Here is a 24,182-nt window from a genome sequence, read left to right as displayed (position 1 = left end):
TGACAAAGCAATTTCGCTTATTGTGAGATTGCCACGGCCATCTCCCTGCGGGAGATGACCTCGCAATGACAATGTGCTTAGAAAATTTGTCCTATCGTGAAATAGAACTGACTGGGATCCACACCCGTTTTTTGGTTGAGTCCGTAGCCCCAGTCGAGACGTATGGGAAACACCGGCGTGGTGAATCTGATGCCAAAGCCCACGCCGCTCTTCAAATCGTTTTCTCCGGTGCCCGCGCGGTAATCGATATCGCCGAATTCCCTCCACGCTCCTCCGATGTCATAGAAAAAAGCGCCTTGCAGCACGGTGCGATTGCGTTCCTGGATGATGGGGAATTTATATTCGATGTTTGCCACCATCATCGCGCGGCCGCCCTCATCGGGCCCGATCTCGCCGCGATATCTGTAACCTCTGACGGTTTCGGCGCCGCCCACGTAGAACCTCTCGTATATCGGCACGCCCGTCGACGGCTCGAAGGCGCCGATCCATCCGACTCTGAGGTTGGTGGACAGCACGAACTTCCAGAAAGTAAGAAAGTGCCACGACGTGGCGCCGATAGTTTTTACAAAATTAACGTCGCCGCCCATAACGCCGCCCGCGTACTGAATGCTAAGCGAGTTGCGCGACCCGCGCGAGGCGTCGAATACGTTGTCTCTGGAATCTCTGATAATCTGCGAAGAAATACTCGAAGTAACGCTCTTCGACGGCGTTATGCCAAGGTCGGCCGCCGACGAAGCGATGTCGAATATTTCTATTTCTTCGTACGAGTACGAGAAAAGCAGCGACAGCAAATCGGAAAGGCGCGGGCCAACTCTGAGCGCGCCTCCTTTTCTTAGTTCGCGGTAAGCGCTGTATATGGCTCCGTACTCTCTGGCGCGTTCGGTGTTGAAAATATCAAAACCAAAACTCATGGGCCTGTCCAAAAGCCACGGCTCCGTCCACGATATTTCATAATTCTGCTTTCGCTCGCCGAACTCCCACATCAGGTTGAGCCGCTGAGCGCGTCCCAGCAGATTTATGTGCTGAACCTGAAGAGTGCCGACCAGCTTGTCCACCGACGAGTATCCCGCGCCCGCGGTGAGAATCCCGGGTTTTCCTTCCGCGACATTTATTACAAGATCGACCACGTTATCCTGCGCGGTCGGACGTATTTCGGGCTCGACGAATTCCAGAAAACCCAAATTGTATATTTTTTCTAAGCTGCGTCTCAGAGTGCCCATCCGGAAGACATCGCCCTCTTTGAGCAGCACTTCGCGGCGGATGACTTTTTCCTTCGTATAGGTCAACCCCGTAACATCCACGTATCCGAGATAAAAAACCGGACCCTCGTCGATATGAAATACTATGTCCATTTTGCCCGTTTCTTTATCCTTGGCAAACTCGGGGCGCGCAAGCGCGCGAAGGTATCCTTTATCCGAATAGAGTTGCTGTACGCTTGAAAGTGTTTCCTGGAATTTCTCGTCGTTGTAGAAACGGCCTTTTTTGAGCGCCACCAGCTTTTTGAGTTCTTTTTGAGTGGCGGCCGTATAGCCCTCGAAAGTAACCTCGCCGACGCGGTAACGCACGCCCTCCGAAATAATCAGAAGAACCGTCATCGCGGTTCTCGCCTCGTTGAAAACTATTTCCGGACGCCCCGCGGCTATCTCCTGCCAGCCGCGATTTTTGTAAAAGTTCTCGATTTCCTTTATGTCGTTTTCAACAACGTCCTGCTTGTAGACCTTTTTGCGGCGTGTTTTCATCAGCGAGATTATTTTCTTCTCGTTGAATACTTTCGTGCCTCTTATAAAAACGTCGGAGATGAGAATTTTGTTGCCTTCGGTAACAAGAAAATTGACGGTTACGCGGTTTTCATCGTCGACGGAAGTTATGGTCTCAACCGAGCAGTCGGCGTATCCTTCGTCGCGGTAAAGCGTCAGAATCTTGGCTTCGGATTCCATTACGGAGAGCTTATCGAGATATTCTTTTTCTTTTACGGTTATTTCGTCGAGAAGCCGGCCGCGCGAGAAACGCTTATTGCCGCGGAATTCCACTTTCCGCACAAAAGGTTTTTCGACTACGTCCACGGTAACGACATTATAGGCAGGGTCGAAAGATATTTCGACGTTCTGGAAATGCCCCATCGCGGCCAGGGCCTCTATGTCGGCGGTGATTTTAGCGGGATCATAAAGGGCGCCGCGGCGGGATTTCATCTCGGCTATGACTGAGCGCTCTCTTACGTTGTAAAGTCCGTTGACGACTACAGCGGCTATGCGCGGGGCATTTTCCTTTTTGGAAGCGGCCAAAACCGGCGATGCGGATACAAAAACGGCAGCCGCCGCAAAAACAATGTACATCGACAACGGGAGTATTCTGATTTTAGTTTTCATAATGCTCACTTATCCTTTCGCCGCGCTTCAAAAATATCGCTTTATTTTCGTATCGCGCAATGCCGCCCGAACACGGGCAATTCTGATATTTTTCGGACGGCAATCGTTACAAACGACGATTTTATCATTTAATGAATATACTTTCAAAAAGCCGGATACCGCGCTACTCCACTCTCGGAAAAAGCAGGGGCGGCTTGACGGTCTTGCCGCCTGCGGACAGGGCCGACATATCCCGGGAGAAAATTCTGCGGGCTCCTTCATCTATGCCGATGGACGAACCCGACGACGTCCACATGGCTTCGGCCGCGGCGGGCATAAACGGCCTGAGGCAGACGGCGGCAGCCGAAATGGCCGCGAAAAGATCGCGCATTACCGTATCAAGGCGGGTATCTTTTTGCTTAAAGAGTGTCCACGGCTCCTCGCGCTGAACAAGACGATTCGCCTCGTCGACTATGGCCTGAGCGGCGGCGGCGGCGGTATGGAGCCGCGCGACGTCCATCGCCGCGCGGTATTGGGCAATTTTCGACGACAACATATCCGCAAAAGGTTTCGAGACGGCGCCGGCAGGAACGACAGCGTCGAAATATTTTTCCGACATTGTCGCGGCGCGGTTAAGAAGGTTCCCGGCATTGTTGGCAAGCTCCGAATTGTATCTGCGGTCAAGTTCGCTCTTGGAAAAATCTCCGTCGACGCCGAAAGGAAAAAGGGTGACCAGCAAATATCTTGCGGCGTCCGCGCCGTAGCGCTCTATGAGTTCGTCGGGGGCTATTACGTTTCCGCGCGTCTTCGACATTTTGGCTCCGTCGAGCGTGAAAAAACCGTGCGCGAATACGCGGCGGGGCGGCTTAAGCCCCGCGCCGATGAGAACCGCCGGCCAGATTACCGAGTGAAACCACAGAATGTCCTTGGCCATCAGATGACAGTCGGCGGGCCACCACTTGGCGAACTTATCGGGCGCGGAAGGCCATCCGGCTCCGGTGGCGTAGTTTATCAGCGCGTCGACCCAAACGTAGGCCGTCTGCGAGGGGTCGAACGGAATGGCCACGCCCCATCCGGTCGAGGCGCGGGAAATGCTGATGTCTTCGAGGCCGACCTTCAGTTTGCCTATTATTTCGTTGCGTCTTTCCTCCGGCAGAATCTCGATATGGTCGGGCAGCGCCGCGTCCTCGACAAGTTCCAGAAGCCGGTCGCGGAAAGCCGAGAGGCGGAAGAAATAATTTTCCTGGCTGTATTTTTCGGGTTTGCGGCCGTGGTCGGGACAGAGGCCGTCGGACGTGAGTTCGGTTTCCGTCAGAAACTTTTCGCAGGACGAGCAGTAAAGTCCTTCGTAAACGCCTTTGTAAATGTGGCCGGCCGCGCGCAGGCGCGACAGGATGTCGCCCACGGCGGCGATGTGGTCGGCGTCGGTCGTTCTTATGAAGCGATCGAAAGTTATGCCCAGCCGCCCCCAGGCGTTTTTGAATTCGGCTGACATGCCGTCGCAGAATTCTTTGGGTGTTTTGCCGGCGGCCTTCGCGGCGGCGGGAATTTTGGTGGCGTGTTCGTCGGTGCCGGTAAGAAACAGCACCTCGCGGCCTTCAAGCCGCCAATAGCGCGCCAGGATGTCGGCGGCGACGGTGGTGTAAGCGTGGCCTATGTGCGGCTTGTCGTTAACGTAGTATATGGGCGTGGTTATGTATTTTTTGTCGGGCATAAATAATTCTTTGAGTCAATTGAAAAAGTGTCCACAATGTCACCCTGAACAAAGTGAAGGGTCTCGTTTCTCATCGGAAAATGTCTTCGCGGAGTTTATCCTGAGGCATTATGAGATTCTTCGCTACGCTCAGAATGACGCCGCCGAAGGACCCAGAATGACACCGCCGAAGAACTCAGAATGACGCCGCCGAAGGACCCAGAATGACAAATAATAGGGTTTTTCAACTGACTCTCTTTCTAAAATTTCACTTCCGCGAGTTTAAATGTCTTTATCGCGCCCTCGGCAAGGCGCACGGTTACCGTGGCCGTAAGATAATTGCACGAAAGAACCGCGGCGCGGCCCTCCGGGGTCACGGCCTGCATACCGGTCTTCGGATATTTTTTCTTTTCTTCGACGTAAAACCTGTCCTCGTGCGCCAGGCAGCACAACAGGCGTCCGCAATGACCGGAGAGTTTCTGCATATTGAGCGTAAGGTCCTGATGCTTGGCCATATCTATCGATATTGAACCGAATCCCTTCATGTGACCGGCGCAGCAAAATACACGCCCGCAAACGCCCAAACCGCCCAACATTTTGGATTCGTCTCTTACGCCTATCTGAACCATTTGTATGCGCGTCTTTAGAGTGTGCCCCAAGGATTTGATGAATTCTCTGAAATCGACCCTGCTCTCGGCGGTATAATAAACGAATAATTTGCTCCGGTCGAAGTTATATTCTATGGCGCTCAGGCGCATTTCTATCTCGCTGTCCTCGATTTTTTGCGCTATCAATCTGAGCACCCTGCATTCGTTGCGGCGGTTGTCGGCCAGGCGGCTTTCATCTTCTTTTGTGAGACGCCGGACGACTTTGCCGTCGGAGCGCACGTCTTTGTCGACGAACCTTTCCTTGCGCACGACAACTCCGGTCTCAAGGCCGTGTTCGGATTCGACCAGCACTTTGTCGCCGATAGACAGGTCGTGTTCGCCGGCGTCGCAATTTAGTTTGTCGCGTTTTTTTCTTACGGATATTTCTATTGCAAGAGGCATATGATTTTAACCGGACGCGCGGAGCCGCGCGTGCAGATTGGAAAGCACCATATTTTTATTTACGCCCTCGGCGGCAAGCCGGCGGGCGTCGTGAAGCGCCTCTATCCGGAAAAGATTCTCCGACGGCGACGACGTGAAACCCGCGCGGAAAGCCGCGGCCATATAATCCAAAAATCCGCCGAGATCCTCGTCCTTGAATTCGCCCAATTCCAGACGCTCGAACTTTTTTTTGAGTTCTCTGTACCTGTCGGCTTTTTCCTCAAACAGAAGCGCCCTCGATACCGACCCCACGGAAGCCCGCGCGATGGCGGCGGCGGAGGCGCAATCCGGACGGAGCCGCTTAAGAATCCCCTCAACGTCTCCGTCAGACAAAGCCGCGAAAAAAACCGACTGACAGCGCGACACGATTGTTCGCGGCATTTCCTTCTTGGAGCGGCAAATCAATATAAGCACCGCGGCGGACGACGGTTCTTCGAGCGTTTTCAAAAAAGAGTTGGCCGCTTCGCCCGAAAGTTTTTGGGCGTCGGTCACTATTACAACCGCCTTGCGACCGTACGAAAGCTTCAGTGAAAGCGCTTTCTGTATGGCCCGCACAGTGTCGATGCTGAATTCTTTGACATCGCGCCCAAGAATCTGCCACTGATATTCGTCGTCGACGTAAATTACCGCGGGATGGCTCAAGTCGGCCACGGCGCGGCAGGAACGGCATTGGCAATCGCTCGTTGAGGCGTGGCCGTTTTCGCAGTTAAGCGCCCGCGCGAACTCCAGCGCCGAGGCCGACCGTCCTACGCCGTCGGGGCCGGTGAAAAGCAACGCCTGCGGCGGAGAAGACGCGGCGTACTTACCGAGAATCTCCACGGCTTTTTTTTGGCCGATTATGTTTTCAAAACTCATTTTGCTTTCAGAACCTTGAGGACCTCAGAGAGAATCCTTCTGTGGGTGGAGTTGATGTCCGGCTGAACAGGGATTACTTTTATTCGGCGGGATTCGCTGCGGGCGCTTTTAAGATAGCCCTGTCTGACCTTGCGGTGAAATACGACCGACTCTTTTTCCATTCTGTCGCCGTCGACAAAATCATCCTTGCGACGGGCCTTTGCAAGGCCTTCGTCGGCGTCAATGTCGAGGTATATCGTAAGGTCGGGCTTTATGCCGTCGGTGGCTATCCTGTTAAGAGAAGCCACAATTTCCAGATCGATGCCTCTGCCGTAACCCTGATAGGCGACGGTGGCGTCCGTGTATCTCTCGCATATTACGACGCGGTCGGCGCCGAGCGCCGGAATGATGACGTCCTGCGTATGCTGATTGCGGGCCGCCTCGTATAAAAGCAATTCCGTCATGGGATGAACGCGGTTGTCCGGCGACAGAAGAATATGCCTTATGGCTTCGGCGACCGGATTGCCGCCGGGCTCGCGGGTGTGCACGACGGAATAACCCGCTTCTACGAGGTAATTTTTCAGAAGCTTTGCGTGGGTTGTTTTGCCCGAACCTTCGGGGCCTTCCAGAGTGATAAAAAGATGCTTCCTCATCGGGGGTAGGCGCGACGGGTGTGATTTTGCTCACTTCCGTCTTTCGCGCGAGTTATTTTAACATAAATTTTATATAATTCAAAACATGATAAAGTGGCTCAAAGACGCGTACCTTCGCGCGCGATACGGCTTCGCCAAAAGACCCGAAAGATTCAAGATACACGGAATGGTGGCCATAGCTCCGGCGCGCTTCCGCAGCGAGGAAGAGCGCTACGCGCGGGCTGCCGTTGTGGACATCAGCTCCGGCGGTGCGGCCGTGGAATGTTTCACCGAATACAAAGTGGACGACGAAGTGGTTCTTGAATTCACGCTGCCTGCGCACAAAGTCACGTTATCGGGCAAGGTTATGCGCAGACACGCTCAGCCGCCCACGTGGGTTTACGGCGTTAGGTTCGACGACTACGCCAACGACAAGCACTCCGTAAAACAAGTGCTGGCTTTCGCCAGAGAAGAGATGAACAGAATGAGAGCGGCGGCAGCCAAGAACGCGACCGGGCAAAACAAGCAGGCCTGACGCCGACACGCATCAGACGCCCGAAGCAGAAAGTATTTCCCCGGGATTTTCCGAACCGGGGATTTTTTTTGCCTCTTCGGCTTCCGCATACGCGGCGGCTACCGACTTAGCAAGACCCCTGACACGTCCGACGAACGCGGTGCGCTCCGATACGGATATGGCGCCTCTGGCGTCGAGCAGATTGAAGGCGTGAGAGGCCTTCATGACGAAATCATAGGCGGGAAGAAAAAGTCCCTTACCGACGAGGCGGCGACATTCGGCTTCGTGCCTCTGGAAATCCTGCCGGAGCGTTTCGACGTCGGCCTCTTGGAAGTTATATTTGGAAAACTGGTATTCGTCGCGCTTGTGGATGTCGCCGTACGTCAAGTCGCGGTTCCATTTTACGTCGTAGACGCTGGAAACTCCCTGCGCGAACATCGCCAGACGCTCCAGCCCGTAGGTTATTTCAAGAGAGATGGGATCAAGCGTAATTCCGCCTATCTGCTGAAAATAGGTAAATTGAGTGACTTCCATACCGTCGAGCCAGACCTCCCATCCGAGTCCCCACGCGCCGAGAGTGGGCGATTCCCAGTCGTCTTCCACAAATCTTATGTCGTGTTTTTTTGGCGTCAATCCGATAGCCGCCAGAGATTCAAGATACAGCCCCTGGGCGTTTTCGGGGGCGGGCTTAAGAATTGCCTGATACTGGTAATAGTGGCACAGCCGGTTGGGATTTTCTCCGTATCTTCCGTCGGCGGGACGACGCGAGGGTTCCACGTAGGCCGCTTTCCAGGGCGTCGGCCCCAGACATTTTAAAAACGTCGCCGGATTGAAAGTGCCCGCGCCTTTCTCAATGTCGTAGGGCTGCCATATAACACATCCGCGCCGCGCCCAGAAACGCTCCAAAGCCATAATGATTTCCTGAAATGTCATATTGTGTCTCCTTGAAATTGAAGCATGGCGGACTTGACAAGCCGGCAAGCAATCTTATATACTGCGTCAAGAGGAAGCGAGTAAGTCCTTTTGAATTCCCGCGAAGTTCCCTTTCGTAAGATTGGATAATATTCGCGGGGAAGCGTTCAAAAGGGGTCGCTTCCTTCTTTATTTCTGTGGTAGATACATGGTCTCGAATCTGATTTTATCTTTATACATATCGTACCATTCCGCATCTTTCCGTTCATACTTTCTGAAAACCCCCCAACAGAACAAATCAACCGCTTGCAGACCTTTGCTCGCGTACGAATGATTATGATATATGTCTATCTTAGGCAATTGCGCTTTCAAATAACTCAGGAGATATTTGTTAAAACTTTCCACTCCCTGTTTGCGGCTTCTTTTATCTATCGTTAATATTATCCTGTCTATAGCTTGCTCGAAGGGGCATTTTTCCAAAAGAAACTTTGAAAGAAAGGCATAAAGCATCTCCGGCTCCGAAGATAAATACTTGTAAACTCGCCTCTTATTCAATATCACCGCGTAAATCTCAAAATCAGTTTCATATTTTAAGAGCGTGTTATAGAAATATTTTTTTACTTCGAACGCGGTATCCGAACCCTTTATCTCGTTAACGCTGTTTCTACGGCGATTTACTTTATTCTTCAGTGTTCTTTTAACAGCTCTTTCAAATCCCGTTTTGTCCCGCGCAACCAATACGGTTATTACCAAATGGCTTGTTGTATGGGCCTTGCTAAAATCAAAACCCAAATCGCCGGATTCATCCAAAAAAATATACATATACGCTTTAATCTCCCTTTACAAAGGAAGAAATTTTGAAACCCCGTTTTACTAAATTCCACTGCCCCGCCCCTTTTATTTTTATAACGCGGCCGCAGGACGCCTTTTCGCGCCGCAGATGTCTTCTATGTATGCTTCCAGAGCGAATGTCAGCCGCGATGCAGACTCATCGTCGACCTTCTCGAAAGCAAGGTCATCGCCGGAGAGCCGCGCGAGCCGCTCCGCCAGAACGGCTATACGGCGGTCGGCGAGCCTGGCGCGCGGATATTGTCTGGCAAAGTCATAGCCGGAAATTTTAAGCATCCGTAAAGTGAACGCCGGCGTGATCACTCGCGGATTGTCCGAGCGGCTCAGCAATTCCAGCGAACGACGCACAAGATTATATTTTACGTCGTCGGTCTCAAAGTACGGCGTAACCGCCGCGTATATGCGCGCGCATTCAAAGGCCTGCCGAATCCGTTCGCCCGAGTCAAAAAGTCCCGCGAACGGCTCCTCGACCACGGCCGAAGTTATTCTGTTTCTGAAAGAATGCGGTCGTCCCCACAGCGATATACGCGATTCTCTGAACGGTTCCAGCGACGCCGATAATCTGGCGGCGGGTTTGAGCGCTCCGGGAGCCACCGCCGTTATCTTGCCGAAGGTTTGCGTGCACAACAGCAGCGTCTTATCGGATTCTCCCGAAGGCGATGCGTCGAGCGCTATGCAATTTGTCTTTTCGTATCTCACAAATGTTTAAGTTGCGGCAGAAGCATCTGCGCTATCTTGAAATAAACTATCAATCCGATGACGTCCACTATTGTTGTGGTGATGGGCCCCGCCAGAACCGCTGGGTCGAGGCCGGCTTTTTTGGATATCAGAGGAAGCGCTATGCCCGTCGATATGGCAACCATTATGACGGTCGCCATACTCAGTCCCACCGTAAGCGCCAGAAATATCCCCTCGCCTATCAGAGACGCTCTCATAAACGCCACTACTCCGACTATTATCGCCATAAAAAACGCTGCGGCCATCTCCACTCTTACGATTTTTTTAACATTGCTCAAATCGACGTCGCCCGTGGCAAGGCCGCGAATTATCGTAATCGACGTCTGCGCGCCGGCATTGCCGCCCGCGTCAAGAAGCATCGGTATGAAAAACGCCAGTGAAACAACCGCTGCCAGCGCCGACTCAAAGGTCTGAAGCACCGTACCCGATAGAAAGTTGACGGCCAGAAGAAATATCAGCCATCCGGCGCGGCGGCGGACCAAATCGAAAACTTTGGCCGTCTTGTAACTGATTATTTCGCCGCCTTCCGACGACATCTTGCCGATTTCGTACATCTCTTTGGTATTGAGTTTTTGAATTATGTCGACGACGTCGTCTATCACGACAATACCCGCAAGCCGCCCGTTCTCGTCGGACACAGGAGCGCACGTAAGGTCGTAGCGCGCGAAAATCCGCGCGACTTCATCTTCGGGCATATCGGGCGAAAGTGTAATCACTCCGACGGAAGACATCGAATCGCGGACTTTTGAGTCCGGCGGCAGAGCTATGATGCGCCTGAGGGTGAGGCCGCCCAGCAGTTTCGAGTCATCGTCGATGACATAAAAAGCGTAGAGATTCTCTATCCTGCGGGAGCGGCCGAGACGCTGGATTCTTTCGAGCGCCTGTTTGATGGTCATGTCGGGTTTCAGATCGATGAAGTCGGCGTTCATCAGGAAACCCGCCGTGCCCTTGGGATATTCAAGAGTTTTTCTGACTTTCTCGGCTTCCTCGGAGCGCATCAGCGACATAAATTTTTTGTGCTGACGGGGAGATATCTTCCAGAAAATCTGGGCTTTCACGTCGGAAGGCGTTTCGTCGAGGAGCCGCCCCGCCTGCGCGGCTTCGATATTATCGAGTATATGACGCTGATCCGGCACGTCGAGTTCCTCAAAAACTTCTATGGCTTTAGACGGCCTCAAAAGCTTAAAGATAACCAGCCGTCCGTCCGCGTCGAATTTTTCCCAGGCATCGGCGATGTCCACGGGATGTATTTCGTCGAGGATTTCTTTCAGACGTTCATAATCTCGTTCTTTTACGGCAATAACCATCTCCGGATAAAACAGCGCCCATGACTGTATCTTTTTTTTGCGGGAGTTCATATTCAGTTAGGTTCCTTTTGGATTTTGCTGATTTTTATTTTTTTCACCCGTCTGCCGTCGGCTTCCACAATTTCTATGTCGAGATTTTCCCACGAAACGCGCGCGCCGGCGCGGGGTATTTCCCCGAAAATGCCGGTTATCCATCCTCCGACGGTGGAATAATCCGCGGACGGCAATGCGGTCTTCAGCTCCGTTGCGGCGGCGGACAGGGATTCTTTCGCGTCGAACATAACGCTGCCGTCGGGAAATCTGGTGACGTTGGTTTCCCTGACATCGTGTTCGTCCCACACTTCTCCGACTATTTCTTCGACGATATCCTCGATAGTGACCAGTCCGGTTATAAGCCCGTGTTCGTCGACGATTACGGCCATATGAAACCGGCCCTCGCGGAATTTTCTCAGGAGCTTCGCCACGAGCGCGTTTTCGGGATGAAAATAAGCCGGACGTATGAGGTCGTCTATAACGATAAGGTCCTTGTTGCGGTAAGAAAACGCTATATCTTTGGCGTATATTACACCCGCCATATTTTCAAGCGTACCGCGATATGCCGGCAGGCGCGAATATCCCGATTTTATGATTTTATCGAATATCTCTTCTCTCGGACGCGATATATCAACCGCCACTATTTCCCTGCGAGGAATCATTACGTCCTTGACGCGCCTGGAGCGGAAATCTATTATATTTTTAAGAAGTGTCCTGGTGTCGCGGGCAACGCCTATATCCGTGGCGTCGAGAAATCTTTTTATTTCGCGGCTGCTTTTGAAAGACGGCTCCGTTCCCGGCGACACTCCGATGAAGAATTCCGATATTTTAAGAAGAAATTTATTTACGATATCAAACGCCGAGGAAAGCGCGACCAGCGCTCCGATACTGTGTTTGCCGACGGAAACCGCGTTATACCGCGAATATGTTTTGGGAAGAATTTCGCCGAATATCAGCACCAGCGCCGGCGTAACGGACGGAATAGTCCATGCCAGAATGCGATTGGATGCCGCCATATCCTTTGCGATGCTCACGGCCACGACACCTACTCCCGCCATAGCCAGATTGGTGCCCACAAGTATCGTGCTCAGTATTCGTTCGGGATGGCGGGTCCAGAAGTCGAATTTTTCGGCTCTGCCGGCCGACTCCATACCGCGTTTATCAAGTGACGTTATCGCTGTCTCGCTGCCGGCAAAAAAAGCCAGCGCGGCGAAAAATCCGGCGTATATCAGAAGTTTGACGATAATAATTAATACGGCTGATTCCATTTTTTCAGTTTTCCCGCGGCAGTTCGGCGGACTGTCCGTCGGCTGCCTCGACACCGGCTGTTTCCGGTGAAGCGTCAACGCTTGCCGCGACGGCGGCAGAATCTCTGGCGGCGTCGTACTCGTCGAGTATCTCTCCGACTATTTCTTCCAGAATGTCTTCCAGCGTTACCATCCCCAGTATTGCTCCTTCAGTATCCGACACAAAGGCCACGTGAGTGTTCCCCGATTGAAACTCTCTTAAAAGACGGCCGACTTTTTTATCCTTGGGTATGATGTAAGGCATCCGCACTATGTCCTCGCTTATTGTCTCTCCGCCAACGGACAGGCGCTTTAAGATATCTTTTATGTGGACGTAACCGGATATGCGGTAGGGCGAACGCTTGACTATGGGTATGCGGCTGCGGCTTGTCTCGATGAACTTATCGAGCAGCCCGGTTTCGTCGCGGCAATCGAGGCACACGCCCTCTATTTTATCCACGGGAGTCATTACGCGGGAAACGTCGATATTGCCGATTTTAAGCACCCTGTCGACGGCCGACGAAGTGCCGTCGCCGAACATCGCGTCAAGATTCGATTCCGAGAAGAGTTGGCTCATCTCATCGGAACTGAAATGCGCGAGTCGGCCGAAAGGCGATATGATGTCGGGAGGAAAAAATTTCCTGAACGCGAACTCAAGCGGTCTCATCACGGGGCCCAGTAATTTCACCAGTCGCTCGTAAATCGGCAGCGCCATTACGGATATGCGCTCCGGCTGACGACGGCAGTAAATTTTGGGGGTAATCTCGCCCAGAACAAGAAGAAGAAAAGTTATCCCGAGCCACGCCACGATTTCTATGGCCTCGCGCGGCAGCGCCCACGACAGCGCGCTCACCGCGAATACCGCGGTCAAAGAACTCAGAAGCATGTTGGTGAAAGTATTGCCGACCAGAATTATGGTGAGTATGTAGTAGGGTTTTTCAAGCCAATATTTCAGAACTACGGCGCGGCGGGGATTAAGGGCGATAAGTTTTTTTACCCTGGTTACGGAAAGAGACGTCAAAGCCGTCTCGGTTCCGGACCAGAAAGCCGAGAGGGCAAAAAGAATTACGATGGACGCGACTATAGCCGGTATCATTTGTCGGCAACTTGAATACGAGACACTTTCGGGAATATCCCGCGGACTATCCGGTTCTGCATACGCCACATGCGCGCTTTGCGGGCCGCGCCGTGGTCGTCGTAACCGGCCAGATGCAGCAAACCGTGGACGGCCAAAAGAAATATTTCTTTTTCGACGGCTTTATCAAAATCATCTTCGTCGGGACACTGTGCGGCCGCCTGCCGGATATTTATGAATACATCGCCTTCGATATTGCGGGAGGCGGGGTTATCGTCGTAGTAAAAAGCTATGACGTCGGTCGTTCCGGCGCGGGAAAGATATTTGCGATTCAGCCGCCTCGTCCGGATGTCGTCGATGAGGATAAAACTTACCGAGCAAGGTCTCGACGCGAAAAACTTGCGCGCGGCCCGCAGCAGCAACAATCGCAGAATCGCGGGGAACCGGCGCGCGAGGCGCGGTTTGCCGTCGGGGGGATGGGCGGATTCGTCGACAACTAATATTTCTTTCATTCTGCCGGAGGAGCGGCGGGCGCGGCGTCAACAGCGGACAGGGGCGGCTCGTCGTCGGGCTTTTGATATCGCACGTGCAGGATTCCGCAGAGGGTGCGCGTCATAACTTCGGTGATAATCTCAAGATCCTTCAGTGTAAGCGGCGCGTCGTTGAGCTGGCCGTCGACGAATTTGTTATTTACGACTTTTTTTACCGTGTCGGCTATCGCCGACGGTTTGAGCGCCGTAAGAGACCGGCTCGCGGCTTCAACCGAGTCGGCCAGCATGACTACGGCCGTCTCACGGCTCCTGGGACGGACACCGTCGTATCGAAAATCTTTTTCCTCCACGTTCACGTCCTTGGTGACGGCCTTGTGATAAAACTGCAAAATCAGCGATTCTCCGTGGTGCTCTCCTATAAACTCGACGATTTTTGGATTCAATTTGTGCTGTCTGGCAAGTTCCAGTCCTTCCTTTACGTGCGCCATAAGCACCATACTCGACATCGTCGGAGAAACGGTGTCGTGCGGATTGCCGGTGTATATCTGATTTTCGATGAAATATTCCGGCTTAAACAGTTTACCGATGTCGTGATAATAGGCGCCCACGCGGGCCAGCGGACCGGAAGCTCCTATGGCGTCGCAAGCCGCTTCCGCAAGCGAAGCCGTTATAAGCGAATGATGGTAAGTGCCCGGAGCGTCGACCATCATACGTTTTATCAGGGGCTTGTTTGTGTCCGACATCTCGACCAAAGTTATAGAGCTCATTCTTCCGAAAATCGCCTCGAGGTACGGAAGCGCGATGAGCCCGGCCGCCGCGGCGGCAAGTCCCGATCCGAGCGCGTAGTAAATATCAACTCCGACATCGCCCTTGATACCGAAAAGTTCCTTGCCGAAAGCGAATATCAGCGTGTTGACCAGAGAAAGTTTGAAACCGGCGCTGATCACGGCCTTTCTCGATGTTACGGGTGACGCCAGAATAATCGCCGCGAACGACGACAGGACGTAACCCGGGAGAAAATACCAGTGTCTCATCGGCAGAAAAGAGCGGCAAACCAGAAGTGAAAATACGGCAAAGACCGATACGACTTTTTTGGGAAAAAGCATTGCCGCCGTAAACACCACGGCCGTCGTAGAAAAAATGTAGGCGGCGCCGTATATCTCGGCTATAAACAATGTGTATAGATTTACAAGCAAAAGAAAAATCAAAAGCGTGTACGACGATGTCTCCGAGCGTATTTCCGGGTCGGCCAAGCTTACGGCATAAACAAAAACTCCGTACATCCCCACGGAGTAAACCACCAGAGAAATGAAATGAAAGAAATCGGCGGCGTAAAAACGACTCTGTAATACCAGCAGGCCGGCCACCGCGGCGTCCAAAAGCAGGGGCGGTATCCTGACATCGCGGAGCCATATTCTCCCCGACGAGCGGGCGGAGCGCCCGGACGCCGCGGCTTCAAGACGTTCCATCTCGGAATCCACGAATGTTTTCACGTGTCTGAACACGCCGATAAGCAGTTTTGCGAAAATTTTCATAATGTCCCGATGTCCGGCGCGGTCAATCTTTGCTGCCGGAACCCGGCCCGCGCCACTTTTCGTAAGCGTCTATGGCGTCGACATAATCCAGTTGCGCGGGACTGCGAGGTTTTATGGCCTTGCCGTTGTGCGCCAGTATAACGGCATCGCCCGCCGCCGAAGCCGACGGCGTGCGGGCTTCAAATCGGCCGCGACGTCCGGCGTCTTCTATGGCGCGCACGGCCGCTTCGACTTTTGCCGGAGCTCCGCGGACGGAAATGACGAAATCCCCGCTCGACGGCGACTGTCGGGAAAATATCCGGACTCCGCACCCCGATTCTATGCTCCTGAGATGCTCGTCCTTGGATCCGAAGAGAGCCATCGCCTCGTCGAAATTATTCAGGATTATTCTTTTTGTCACCATACTGTCGAACCGCGCACAATTAGTTGCTCCTGAAAAACTATACACTTTGTCATTCTGGGTCCTTCGGCGGCGTCATTCTGAGTCCTTCGGCGGTGTCATTCTGAGCCCTTCGGCGGCGTCATTCTGAGCGTAGCGAAGAATCACATAATGCCTCAGGATAAACTCCGCGAAGAATCTCAGTTTTTCACTCGGGATAAACTCCGCGAAGAATCTCTTTGTCCGACGATAAGCGAGACCCTTCACTTCGTTCAGGGTGACAGTTTTATGACTTATTTCAGGAGCAACTAATTAATGCCCGTTGAGCATAAGTCCGCCGACGGCGACCAGCAGCGCTCCGGCAAAAAATGCCAGCGTAATAAGCCGATTGTTTTTCTTATGCGCCGCCGGTATAAGATCCGTGGCCGCGATGTATATGAACGAGCCGGCCGTCACAGACAGCAGAACGGCAAGGGCGTATTCTCCGAAGTTCGGAGCCAGCAGACGAAAAGTTATGGCGCCCGCGGGCGTTGCCAGCGCTACCAGAGACGACAACGCCAGTATCTTTTTACGGGACTCGCCCGCGTGCGAGAGGATGCCGCTTATTGAAATGCCTTCGGGGAGTTCGTGAAGTATTACCGAGACGGCCGTAAAAAAACCTACGCCGCTACCTACGGCAAAACCCACGGCTATGGCCACTCCGTCGAGCAGCGAATGCACGAAAAGCCCTATGAAAGAAATTATACCCAAACGGTGAAGTTCGCAGTGCTCGTCGACGCAGGGATGGAACATTACGAAGTTCTCGATTACATAGAAAGCGGCAAAACCCGCCAGCGCCCACGGAAAAACCGCTGCATTGGCGGCTTCGGCGGCTTCGGGCAACAGATGCATAAAAGAGGTGGCCAGCATTACGCCGGCGGCAAAGCTCAGAAGGTATTTGGCGTATTTTTTTACGAAACCCTCGTAGCGCAGGACAAGAAGCGTTCCGACAAGAGTTATACCCCCGGCGGCCAAAGAGTAAAGAGCCACGCTATACATAGCATTTCCCCGTTTCGCACGATACGCATTCGACTTCAAGCGTTGTGTGCGATATTCTGTATTTGTCAAGCAATATGGCGCGGAGTTCGCAGAGTATTTTCTGCGATTCGCTTGTTTTTATGTCGTCGACGAGAATGTGCCCCGATATAGCCCGCGCCTCGCCGGATATGCTCCAGACATGCACATCGTGAAAATCCCTTACTCCGGTTATGTTTTTTATATCGGCGGCGATGTCGGCCACGTTTATGTCGGGCGGGGCGGCCTCAAGAAGAATATTTAAAGACGCTCCTATCAGACGGGCGGAGTTGCGCACTATTACCGCCGCTATGACGAGACCGAGCACGGAGTCGATAAAATAAAGTCCCGTAAGGCGGATTATCAACGCGCCCGCGATAACTCCGACGGAGGAAAGCAAATCCCCCACAATATGCAGATACGCCCCTTTTATGTTTATGTTATGCGAATGCTCGCGCCGAAGAAGCAAAATGCCGACGGCGTTTCCGGCGAGACCGACCATCGCCACCGCAAGCATCACCGTGGTTTTTATCTCCACGGGACGCATAAACCTTAAAGCGGATTCGTATAAAATCGCTCCGGCGAGCGCCGCAAGAAGCGCCCCGTTAAAAAGAGCGGCCAGGACTTCGGCCCGTTTCCAGCCGAAAGTATTGCGAACCGAGGCGCCCTTTACCGCAATGAAAATCGCAACATAAGAAATCAAAAGAGCGGTTGTGTCCGTCAGCATATGACCGGCGTCGGAAAGAAGCGCCAGAGAGCCGGAGACAAGCCCCCCGACAACCTCCGCGGCCATCAGAACAAGGTTAAAAGAAATGATTATGAGAAGTTTATTTTTGACTTGCATAATATTGGGATACGCATAAGCGACGAAAGCGCCTGTTCGTCTCAAATTTTACATTTTTTTGACGGAGATTTACAAATTGGTATAATTCCGGTATATGAACAGGGAACTCTTCTTTTTCTATGTCAGAAAATACAGGACGGCGCTGATAATCGCCTCCGTTCTTGCGCCATTGTCCGTGACGGCATACTTCAATGCTCTCATACGGGAATTGCCGCCGGTTGAGAACCTGCAGAACTACAGCCCCGCGCTGGCCACCAAAATTTATGACCGCAACGGAACGCTGGTTTACGAACTATTCACGGAAAAGCGGCGGATGACGACCCTTGCCGAAATACCCGAAAGCGTAAAAAAAGCCGTCCTGGCCATAGAAGACACTAATTTCTATCACCACTACGGATTCAGTCCGCGGGGAATAATCCGGGCGGCGGTAAATAATACCGTCTATAAGAGGAGCCGTGGCATACAGGGCGGCTCGACATTGACACAGCAACTATCCAAAACCATATTTTTGTCGAGAGAGAGAACTTTATCAAGAAAGCTCAAAGAATTAATGATGTCTGTTCAGCTTGAGAGAACGCTGTCCAAAGACGAAATACTGGAACTTTATCTCAACCAAATATATTTCGGCGCGGGCGCTTACGGGATAGAGGCGGCGAGCCGCATTTATTTTTCAAAGATTCCGTCGGAAATCACTCTTGACGAGGCGGCGCTGCTGGCAGGCCTGATCAAAGCGCCGAACTATTATTCGCCTTTCAACGACCCGGAAAGAACCAAAATAAGGAGAAATATCGTTCTAATGCGCATGGCCGGCATAGGCCTTATTGCCCCGGCGAAGGCCGCCGAAGCTCTCGAAGCTCCGGTACAATCGCAAAGACCGCCTCCGGCGTCGACGGTAAGCCCTTATTTTATGGAGTATGTGCGGCTGCAACTGGAGCCGCTATTCGGCGAGGACTTGATATACCGCGGCGGGCTTTCCATATATACGACACTTGACGCCGACTTCCAGAAATCGGCGGAGGATGCCTTTGAAAAAAATATACGCGCGGTCGAAGCGGACACTAAATTCGTCGCCAATCTGGCCAAACAAAACAAATCATCGGCTACCCTGCAAGGCGCGCTGCTGGCCGTGGACGTGAAAACAGGCGGGATATTGGCGATGATAGGCGGCAGAAATTTCAGGGTGTCTCAATTCAACCGCGCTACACAGGCGATGAGACAGCCCGGATCGAGTTTCAAACCCGTTATATATGCCTCGGCGCTGGAAAACGGCTTCAAGGCCACGAGCGTTCTCGACGACGCTCCGCTTGTTTATCTCAACGACGGGCGCGACTGGCGGCTTGCCGCGCGCTCGACGGATTTTCTTGAAACCCTCGACCCGCAATTACTCGAAGACCCGATGAAAGTATGGGTTCCGCAGAATTATAAACGAAAATATCACGGACCGGTATCTTTAAGACAAGGACTGGAGCAGTCCATGAACTCCGTGTCCATAAGAATACTTGAAACCGTCTCGCCGCCGAGGGCCATTGATTACGCCAGAAGAATGGGCATCACTTCGCCTCTTACAAACACTTTGTCTCTGGCGCTGGGTTCAAGCGACGTCACTCTCTACGAAATGGTGCGGGCATTCTCCACACTGGCCAATTACGGAATAAAAACCCGTCCGTACGCCGTTACAAAAGTCGAGGATAAGGACGGGCGGCTGATATACGAGGGCAGGCCCCACGAAGAGGAAGTGATGTCGGCGGCCACGTGTTTTATAATGACTCACCTTCTGAAAGGCGTGGTTGAAAGAGGCACAGGCAGAGCGGCTCGGCTCGGAAACGTGGCCGCGGCAGGCAAAACCGGCACAACTAACGACAACACCGACGCGTGGTTCATAGGTTATACCCCCGAAGTGGCCTGCGGAGTGTGGGTAGGTTTCGACGACAAAACTTCTTTGGGCGACGGTATGACCGGCGGACGCGTCTCGGCGCCTGTATGGCGCGATTTTTTCAGAGGCGTCGGCCAAGAAAAAGCGGGACTGACGGATTTCGCCGCGCCTAAGGGCGTAGTGCTGGCCGGCATAGACCGGGCGACGGGATTTTTGGCGCTGCCGGAAACCCGCCAGGTGTTCACCGAAGCGTTTATCGCCGGAACGGAGCCCACGCAAACCGCTCCGGAAGACCCCGCGCTTTTGCCCGCGTTGATCTCCGACATAAAGGACGACGCCGAAGGTTTTTAGTGCCGGCGAATGGTACGCAACGATTAAAAATAAAAATCCCCCTGTGTCCCCCTTTATTAAAGGGGGAGTGAGGGGGATTTTAACTTTCGGCTTGCGTTTTTTGCGGACTATCTTCCCTGTTTATTCTGTTCGACTTCCAATTTATCGAAGGCCTTCTCGGCGTTGGCCTTTATGTACTCCCGCGCCTGCGCGCTCAACTGCCGGATTTTATCGGTAAGATCTTTAAGGTCGTCGACATTCAGGGAAGCCAGCGAGTATGTTTTCTTGCCGTCGTCCCAGCGGTCTATGATCTTTGCGCCAGTGATGGTGTTGGACGCGAAGGTCTTAACGGTATTTTCGACGTACTGCTCGCCGGAAGATTTATCCTGCTCGGTGGCGTCGGCCGAAGCCATATAATCGCGCATAAGCGATGTGGACATCACCGAGAGCTGCTTGGATATCTCGGCAACGGCGCGGTTGTCGGCGGTGGTGCGTCTTAACGCTTCCGATTTGATATTTTCCGCCAGTCCCACGCCGTAGAGAGATTTTTTGTCGCTTTTGAAAGCCGCCGGACCTTTTGTTATCCAATCCGGTTTTTTCGGCGCGCTCGAACAACCTGCCATCACACCCGCAAGAGCCAAAACCATCGACAACTTCACAATACCTTTCATAAGACCCTCCTGTCGTATTCGGCGGCGTCATTCTGAGCGTAGCGAAGAATCTCATAATGCCTCAGGATAAACTCCGCGAAGAATCTCGTCTTCCGACGACCACCCGCAGGTGGGAGACCCTTCACTCCGTTCAGGGTGACATTTTGGACACTTTTTCAATTGACTCAAATTGCGATTGATTTTTTTATTATAACACAAAACTCGGCAAAAAACAAGGCCGCGCGGAAACATATTAAAAATCACATTACGGCAAAATCTATCCGAGGGTAATTTCGGACGCCGCGCGGCGAAGGCGGTCGTTTACCGCGCGCGCAAGACCGGCGCCGGCAAGAAGGGGCGCCGCAATAACTCTTGCGCGCGACTTGGCGGCCTTTCTTAAAAGATAATAAAGATTCCGCGACAACTCGGCTGAACCGCGGAATCCTTCCGCGGCAAAACCGGCGCGACGGAAAACAGCCGTCATCTTGGACGGCGAAATAACGAAAACCGCCTTATGCGGATACGGAAACCGGCCCGCCAGAAGATTTTTTTTCATCGCGGCGGCGGTGGAGAAAACCACCAGAGGTATCCGCGGACGGTAATGCGCTTTCAACATTCCCGGCGCCTCGACGGCCCCTGCGGCGAGGCGTCGGCGCAGCAATTCTTCCGCAGATATTCCCAGCGCGTCCGCCACGGCCTCGGCCGTAATCGAACCGTGGCGCAGTATCGCGGGGCGGCGCCTGGAAAGATCCACTATGGTCGATTCCATTCCGCGGCGGCTGCGCCCTCCCGCGATGAGCACGTCCGGCGACGGCCCGCGCTTCGGGCGCGCCGAAAAATCGTCGACGACATCCGCGTGCGCCACGGGACTTACCCGCCCCGAAACATTCGCGCTGGGAGCGGCGATGGGAACGCCCGCGGCTTTTATGAAATCCAGCGCCGCGCGCGAAGACGGCATCCTGACGGCCACGGTATCAAGACCGCCCGTTACCGCGCAAGAAACTTCTTTTCTTTTTTTAAGCACCAGCGTCAGCGGCCCCGGCCAGAAACGTTTCATCAGAACGGAAGCCGCGCAAGGTATGTCGCGCGCCAAAAGCCCGACCCATGAGACCGAAGCCACGTGCACGATAAGAGGATTGTTCGACGGACGGCCTTTAATGCGGAATATTCTGCGGCAGGCGGCGGGATTAAAAGCGTCGGCGCCCATGCCGTAGACCGTCTCGGTAGGAAAAACGACGACGCCGCCGCTCTTAATCACCGACGCGGCGTATTGAATGCCTCGTCGGGAATCGGAACGGACTATCTTCATATTCGGGGTTATTGATTACCGCCGGGAACTTCGGCGGGCTTTATAGAACTTGCAGGCGGAATATTTTTCCATTCTTTTACGAATCGCCCGTAGGATTCTTTTGATTCAAGCGCGTCGCGGGTGTAGCGACATTTCGGATCCCACAAAAGCCACTGGTACACGCCGGCGTCATAGCAGGCCTGTATCTGGTCGCGGACTTCCTTCGCTCCGTATTTGTGCCCCAGCGAAAAATCCTGCAGATAAGGTCTTATCTTTGTGCGCATGTCGCCCAGTCGCTTCGCGGCGCCGGATATACTGAAATAGACGGTCTTGTACGGTTCGGCGTTGGGACTTGCGAGGCCGTATTCGCCGGGGTTGTAATGAGAGGGATAAACCATCGGGCACACGGCGTCGATAGATGCGGACATATCGACTATTCTCTGTCCGATGCCAAGATCGTGCGACGAAGTCGTCGTGAGGCCGAACACGCAGATGGAGATGTCTACGCCGTAAGGTTTAAGACGTTCGCGCGCGTAAGCAAGAAAGTCCGCCAGAGCGGCCGCGGCGGCTACGGAACTATGACGCACCGAGTAGCGGCACAGTCGCGTGTTGCCGTCGGACGGAAAGCGTATGTAGTCGAACTGTATTTCGTCGAAGCCCAGCTGTGCGGCGCGTTCGGCGATTTTAATATTATAGTCCCATACTTCGCGGTTGTAAGGATCTGTCCAGGCGATTTTCTTGCGGTCATGCCAGATGTTGCCGTCGGGGTCTTTAACGGCCCATTCGGGTTTCGCGCGAGCGACGGCATCGTCCTTGAAGACAACTATTCTTGCCGAAGGGAAAATGCCTTTGGCCTTCAGTCCGGCGATGTAGCTTTCCATGTCCGGCACGGCCTTTATGCTGCCGACGAGATTATCCACATCCGCGACACCGGCTATGTAGACGTCGCCCTTGTATTCTTTAATCGCGACCACGACGTGATTGAGTTCCGTTTCTTCGAGCAGCTTGTCGACGCGGGCGCGGGAATTCTTAGAGCCCGCCGCCCAGGCGCTCAAATGCACGCCGCGGACAAACATCGGTTTTTTTATCTCGCGCCTGACAATCTTTTTAACGGGATCGGCGGCATTTTCCGGCGGCGCGCCGTCGGCGACGATTTGCCTGCCCAGCCAAAACAGCCCCGCCGATACGACAAGCAGCAATACGGCGACATATTTTTTCTTCATTTATGACAACCGCCTTTCCGTGAAAAATCCAGATTAAATTTATGAGGAGGGCGAAACACGCCCCGCTCGGTTACAATCGCCGTTATAAGTTTTGAAGGTGTTACGTCGAAAGCCGGATGCAGCGCCTTGGTGCCGCGCGGCGCGATACGACATCCGCACACCCGCGTGACCTCGTCGGAGGAACGCTCCTCTATGGGTATGAGCGAGCCATTTTTCGTAGACGGGTCTATGGTAGAAGACGGGGCCGCGACATAGAAAGGAATGCTGTGATACGCGGCTAGAACCGCCAGCGAATAAGTGCCTATCTTGTTGGCAGTGTCGCCGTTGCGGGCAATGCGGTCGGCGCCGACGATAACGGCGTCTATGTCGCCGCGGGACATAAAGTGTCCGGCCATATTATCGGTGATAAGAAAATGAGGAATTTTTTCGCGCGAAAGTTCCCACGCGGTAAGCCGGGCGCCTTGAAGATACGGCCTCGTCTCGTCGACATAAACTGTTTTTATTTTCCCCGCGCGGAAGGCGGAACGGACTATGCCCAGAGCGGTTCCGTAGGCGGCGGTGGCAAGAGCTCCGGCGTTACAATGCGTCAGTACGCTGGATTTGCCGGAAAGGAGGCGGGCGCCGAGGTCGCCGATTTTTTTGTTCATCGCTTCATCTTCTTTGTAAATGGATGCGGCCTCGGCGATGAGTCGACGGTGGACGGAGTCCACGGACGACCGGCCGAGCGCGGCGCGAGACATTCTGGTGACGGCCCATTTGAGATTAACCGCCGTGGGGCGGGCCGCGTTAAGGACATCGGCGGCGCGGGAAAGATATTTTCTCAGGGCATCGAACGAATCGAATTCCTTTTCTACGGAAGCCAGGTAATATCCGTAAGCCGCCGCGCAGCCGATTGCCGGAGCGCCTCTTATGACCATATCTTTGATGGCTTTGGCCGTAGAAGCGTAGTCGCGGCACGCCACGTATTTCAGGCGGCCGGGTAAAAGCCTCTGGTCGAGCAGCCATAAAGCGTCGTTTTTGAAATAGAGCGGGCGTACTTTCATTTTTTTTGAAAACACCGTGGCATTTTTTTGAAAATACCGTGTATCAGAGCGTGTGTCGCAATTAACATTTTCTGGTTTTGTCATTCCCGTGAAAACGGGAATCCAGTTAAGTTATGTTATCGTTGGGGACTGGATTCGTCCCCGAATGTCTTTATCGGGGATAACAA

22 protein-coding genes are annotated in these 24,182 nt (G+C 53.3%); 2 read left to right on the top strand and 20 right to left on the bottom strand.

The window, feature by feature from the left end; translation table 11 throughout:
- Positions 1–77: 77 nt before the first annotated feature.
- The 5 genes from bamA to CVU77_02475 form a co-directional block, all read right to left on the bottom strand.
- Positions 78–2,366 carry an outer membrane protein assembly factor BamA gene (gene bamA / locus CVU77_02495; protein ID PKN01828.1) on the bottom strand — a complete coding sequence of 763 codons (2,289 nt, stop codon included), beginning with the start codon at positions 2,364–2,366 and terminating at the stop codon, positions 78–80.
- A 163-nt stretch (positions 2,367–2,529) separates the two neighbouring features.
- A complete protein-coding gene (locus CVU77_02490) occupies positions 2,530–4,059 on the bottom strand; it encodes a methionine--tRNA ligase (GenBank protein ID PKN01827.1) in 1,530 nt (509 codons plus the stop codon).
- A 239-nt stretch (positions 4,060–4,298) separates the two neighbouring features.
- A complete protein-coding gene (locus CVU77_02485) occupies positions 4,299–5,087 on the bottom strand; it encodes a stage 0 sporulation protein (GenBank protein ID PKN01826.1) in 789 nt (262 codons plus the stop codon).
- A gap of 6 nt (positions 5,088–5,093) precedes the next feature.
- Positions 5,094–5,981: a hypothetical protein gene (locus tag CVU77_02480; protein PKN01825.1), complete on the bottom strand. Its 888-nt coding sequence runs from the start codon at positions 5,979–5,981 to the stop codon at positions 5,094–5,096.
- Positions 5,978–6,613 (bottom strand): dTMP kinase, encoded by a 636-nt coding sequence (locus CVU77_02475; protein ID PKN01824.1) that lies wholly within the window; start codon positions 6,611–6,613, stop codon positions 5,978–5,980. Before CVU77_02475 ends, CVU77_02480 begins: the two co-directional genes overlap by 4 nt.
- A gap of 85 nt (positions 6,614–6,698) precedes the next feature.
- Here CVU77_02475 and CVU77_02470 point away from each other — a divergent pair, with 85 nt between their 5' ends.
- The gene (locus CVU77_02470; GenBank protein ID PKN01823.1) at positions 6,699–7,127 is read left to right on the top strand and encodes a hypothetical protein; all 429 of its coding nucleotides are present in this window, start codon (positions 6,699–6,701) and stop codon (positions 7,125–7,127) included.
- A gap of 12 nt (positions 7,128–7,139) precedes the next feature.
- On the opposite strand, the gene CVU77_02465 is transcribed toward CVU77_02470, so the two are convergent.
- From CVU77_02465 to CVU77_02415, 11 genes are all read right to left on the bottom strand, one after another.
- The gene (locus CVU77_02465; GenBank protein PKN01822.1) at positions 7,140–8,039 is read right to left on the bottom strand and encodes a glycine--tRNA ligase subunit alpha; all 900 of its coding nucleotides are present in this window, start codon (positions 8,037–8,039) and stop codon (positions 7,140–7,142) included.
- A 168-nt stretch (positions 8,040–8,207) separates the two neighbouring features.
- The gene (locus CVU77_02460) at positions 8,208–8,840 is read right to left on the bottom strand and encodes a hypothetical protein (protein PKN01821.1); all 633 of its coding nucleotides are present in this window, start codon (positions 8,838–8,840) and stop codon (positions 8,208–8,210) included.
- A gap of 81 nt (positions 8,841–8,921) precedes the next feature.
- Entirely contained in the window at positions 8,922–9,566 is a 645-nt protein-coding gene (locus CVU77_02455) for a hypothetical protein (protein PKN01820.1), read from the bottom strand.
- Positions 9,563–10,963, bottom strand: a complete 1,401-nt coding sequence (gene mgtE, locus CVU77_02450) for a magnesium transporter (protein ID PKN01819.1) — start codon at positions 10,961–10,963, stop codon at positions 9,563–9,565. Before mgtE ends, CVU77_02455 begins: the two co-directional genes overlap by 4 nt.
- A 2-nt stretch (positions 10,964–10,965) precedes the next feature.
- A complete protein-coding gene (locus tag CVU77_02445) occupies positions 10,966–12,213 on the bottom strand; it encodes a hypothetical protein (protein ID PKN01818.1) in 1,248 nt (415 codons plus the stop codon).
- Positions 12,214–12,217: 4 nt separating this feature from the next.
- Positions 12,218–13,327, bottom strand: coding sequence for a hypothetical protein (locus CVU77_02440; protein ID PKN01817.1), 1,110 nt, complete (start codon positions 13,325–13,327; stop codon positions 12,218–12,220).
- A complete protein-coding gene (gene ybeY / locus CVU77_02435; protein ID PKN01816.1) occupies positions 13,324–13,818 on the bottom strand; it encodes an rRNA maturation RNase YbeY in 495 nt (164 codons plus the stop codon). The genes CVU77_02440 and ybeY overlap by 4 nt, the downstream gene beginning before the upstream one ends.
- A complete protein-coding gene (locus tag CVU77_02430) occupies positions 13,815–15,332 on the bottom strand; it encodes a hypothetical protein (GenBank protein ID PKN01815.1) in 1,518 nt (505 codons plus the stop codon). Before CVU77_02430 ends, ybeY begins: the two co-directional genes overlap by 4 nt.
- 22 nt (positions 15,333–15,354) lie before the next feature.
- Positions 15,355–15,735, bottom strand: coding sequence for a hypothetical protein (locus CVU77_02425; protein ID PKN01814.1), 381 nt, complete (start codon positions 15,733–15,735; stop codon positions 15,355–15,357).
- 288 nt (positions 15,736–16,023) lie between these two features.
- Positions 16,024–16,749 (bottom strand): hypothetical protein, encoded by a 726-nt coding sequence (locus CVU77_02420; protein ID PKN01813.1) that lies wholly within the window; start codon positions 16,747–16,749, stop codon positions 16,024–16,026.
- Positions 16,742–17,608 carry a cation transporter gene (locus tag CVU77_02415; protein PKN01812.1) on the bottom strand — a complete coding sequence of 289 codons (867 nt, stop codon included), beginning with the start codon at positions 17,606–17,608 and terminating at the stop codon, positions 16,742–16,744. The genes CVU77_02420 and CVU77_02415 overlap by 8 nt, the downstream gene beginning before the upstream one ends.
- Positions 17,609–17,702: 94 nt before the next feature.
- On the opposite strand from CVU77_02415, the gene CVU77_02410 reads away from it, so the two are divergent.
- Positions 17,703–19,832, top strand: a complete 2,130-nt coding sequence (locus CVU77_02410; GenBank protein PKN01811.1) for a hypothetical protein — start codon at positions 17,703–17,705, stop codon at positions 19,830–19,832.
- A gap of 107 nt (positions 19,833–19,939) precedes the next feature.
- Here the strand turns inward: CVU77_02410 and CVU77_02405 are convergent, their stop codons facing one another.
- From CVU77_02405 to mtnA, 4 genes are all read right to left on the bottom strand, one after another.
- The gene (locus tag CVU77_02405) at positions 19,940–20,482 is read right to left on the bottom strand and encodes a hypothetical protein (protein PKN01810.1); all 543 of its coding nucleotides are present in this window, start codon (positions 20,480–20,482) and stop codon (positions 19,940–19,942) included.
- A gap of 256 nt (positions 20,483–20,738) precedes the next feature.
- Positions 20,739–21,770 carry a threonylcarbamoyl-AMP synthase gene (locus CVU77_02400; protein ID PKN01809.1) on the bottom strand — a complete coding sequence of 344 codons (1,032 nt, stop codon included), beginning with the start codon at positions 21,768–21,770 and terminating at the stop codon, positions 20,739–20,741.
- Between the two features lie 8 nt (positions 21,771–21,778).
- Positions 21,779–22,972, bottom strand: a complete 1,194-nt coding sequence (locus CVU77_02395; protein PKN01808.1) for a hypothetical protein — start codon at positions 22,970–22,972, stop codon at positions 21,779–21,781.
- Entirely contained in the window at positions 22,969–24,015 is a 1,047-nt protein-coding gene (gene mtnA, locus CVU77_02390; protein ID PKN02021.1) for an S-methyl-5-thioribose-1-phosphate isomerase, read from the bottom strand. Before mtnA ends, CVU77_02395 begins: the two co-directional genes overlap by 4 nt.
- Between the last annotated feature and the right edge of the window lie 167 nt (positions 24,016–24,182).

This window comes from Elusimicrobia bacterium HGW-Elusimicrobia-1 (assembly GCA_002841695.1).
In the GTDB taxonomy this organism is placed as follows: domain Bacteria; phylum Elusimicrobiota; class Endomicrobiia; order PHAN01; family PHAN01; genus PHAN01.
This window is presented reverse-complemented; position numbering and strand designations above follow the sequence as displayed.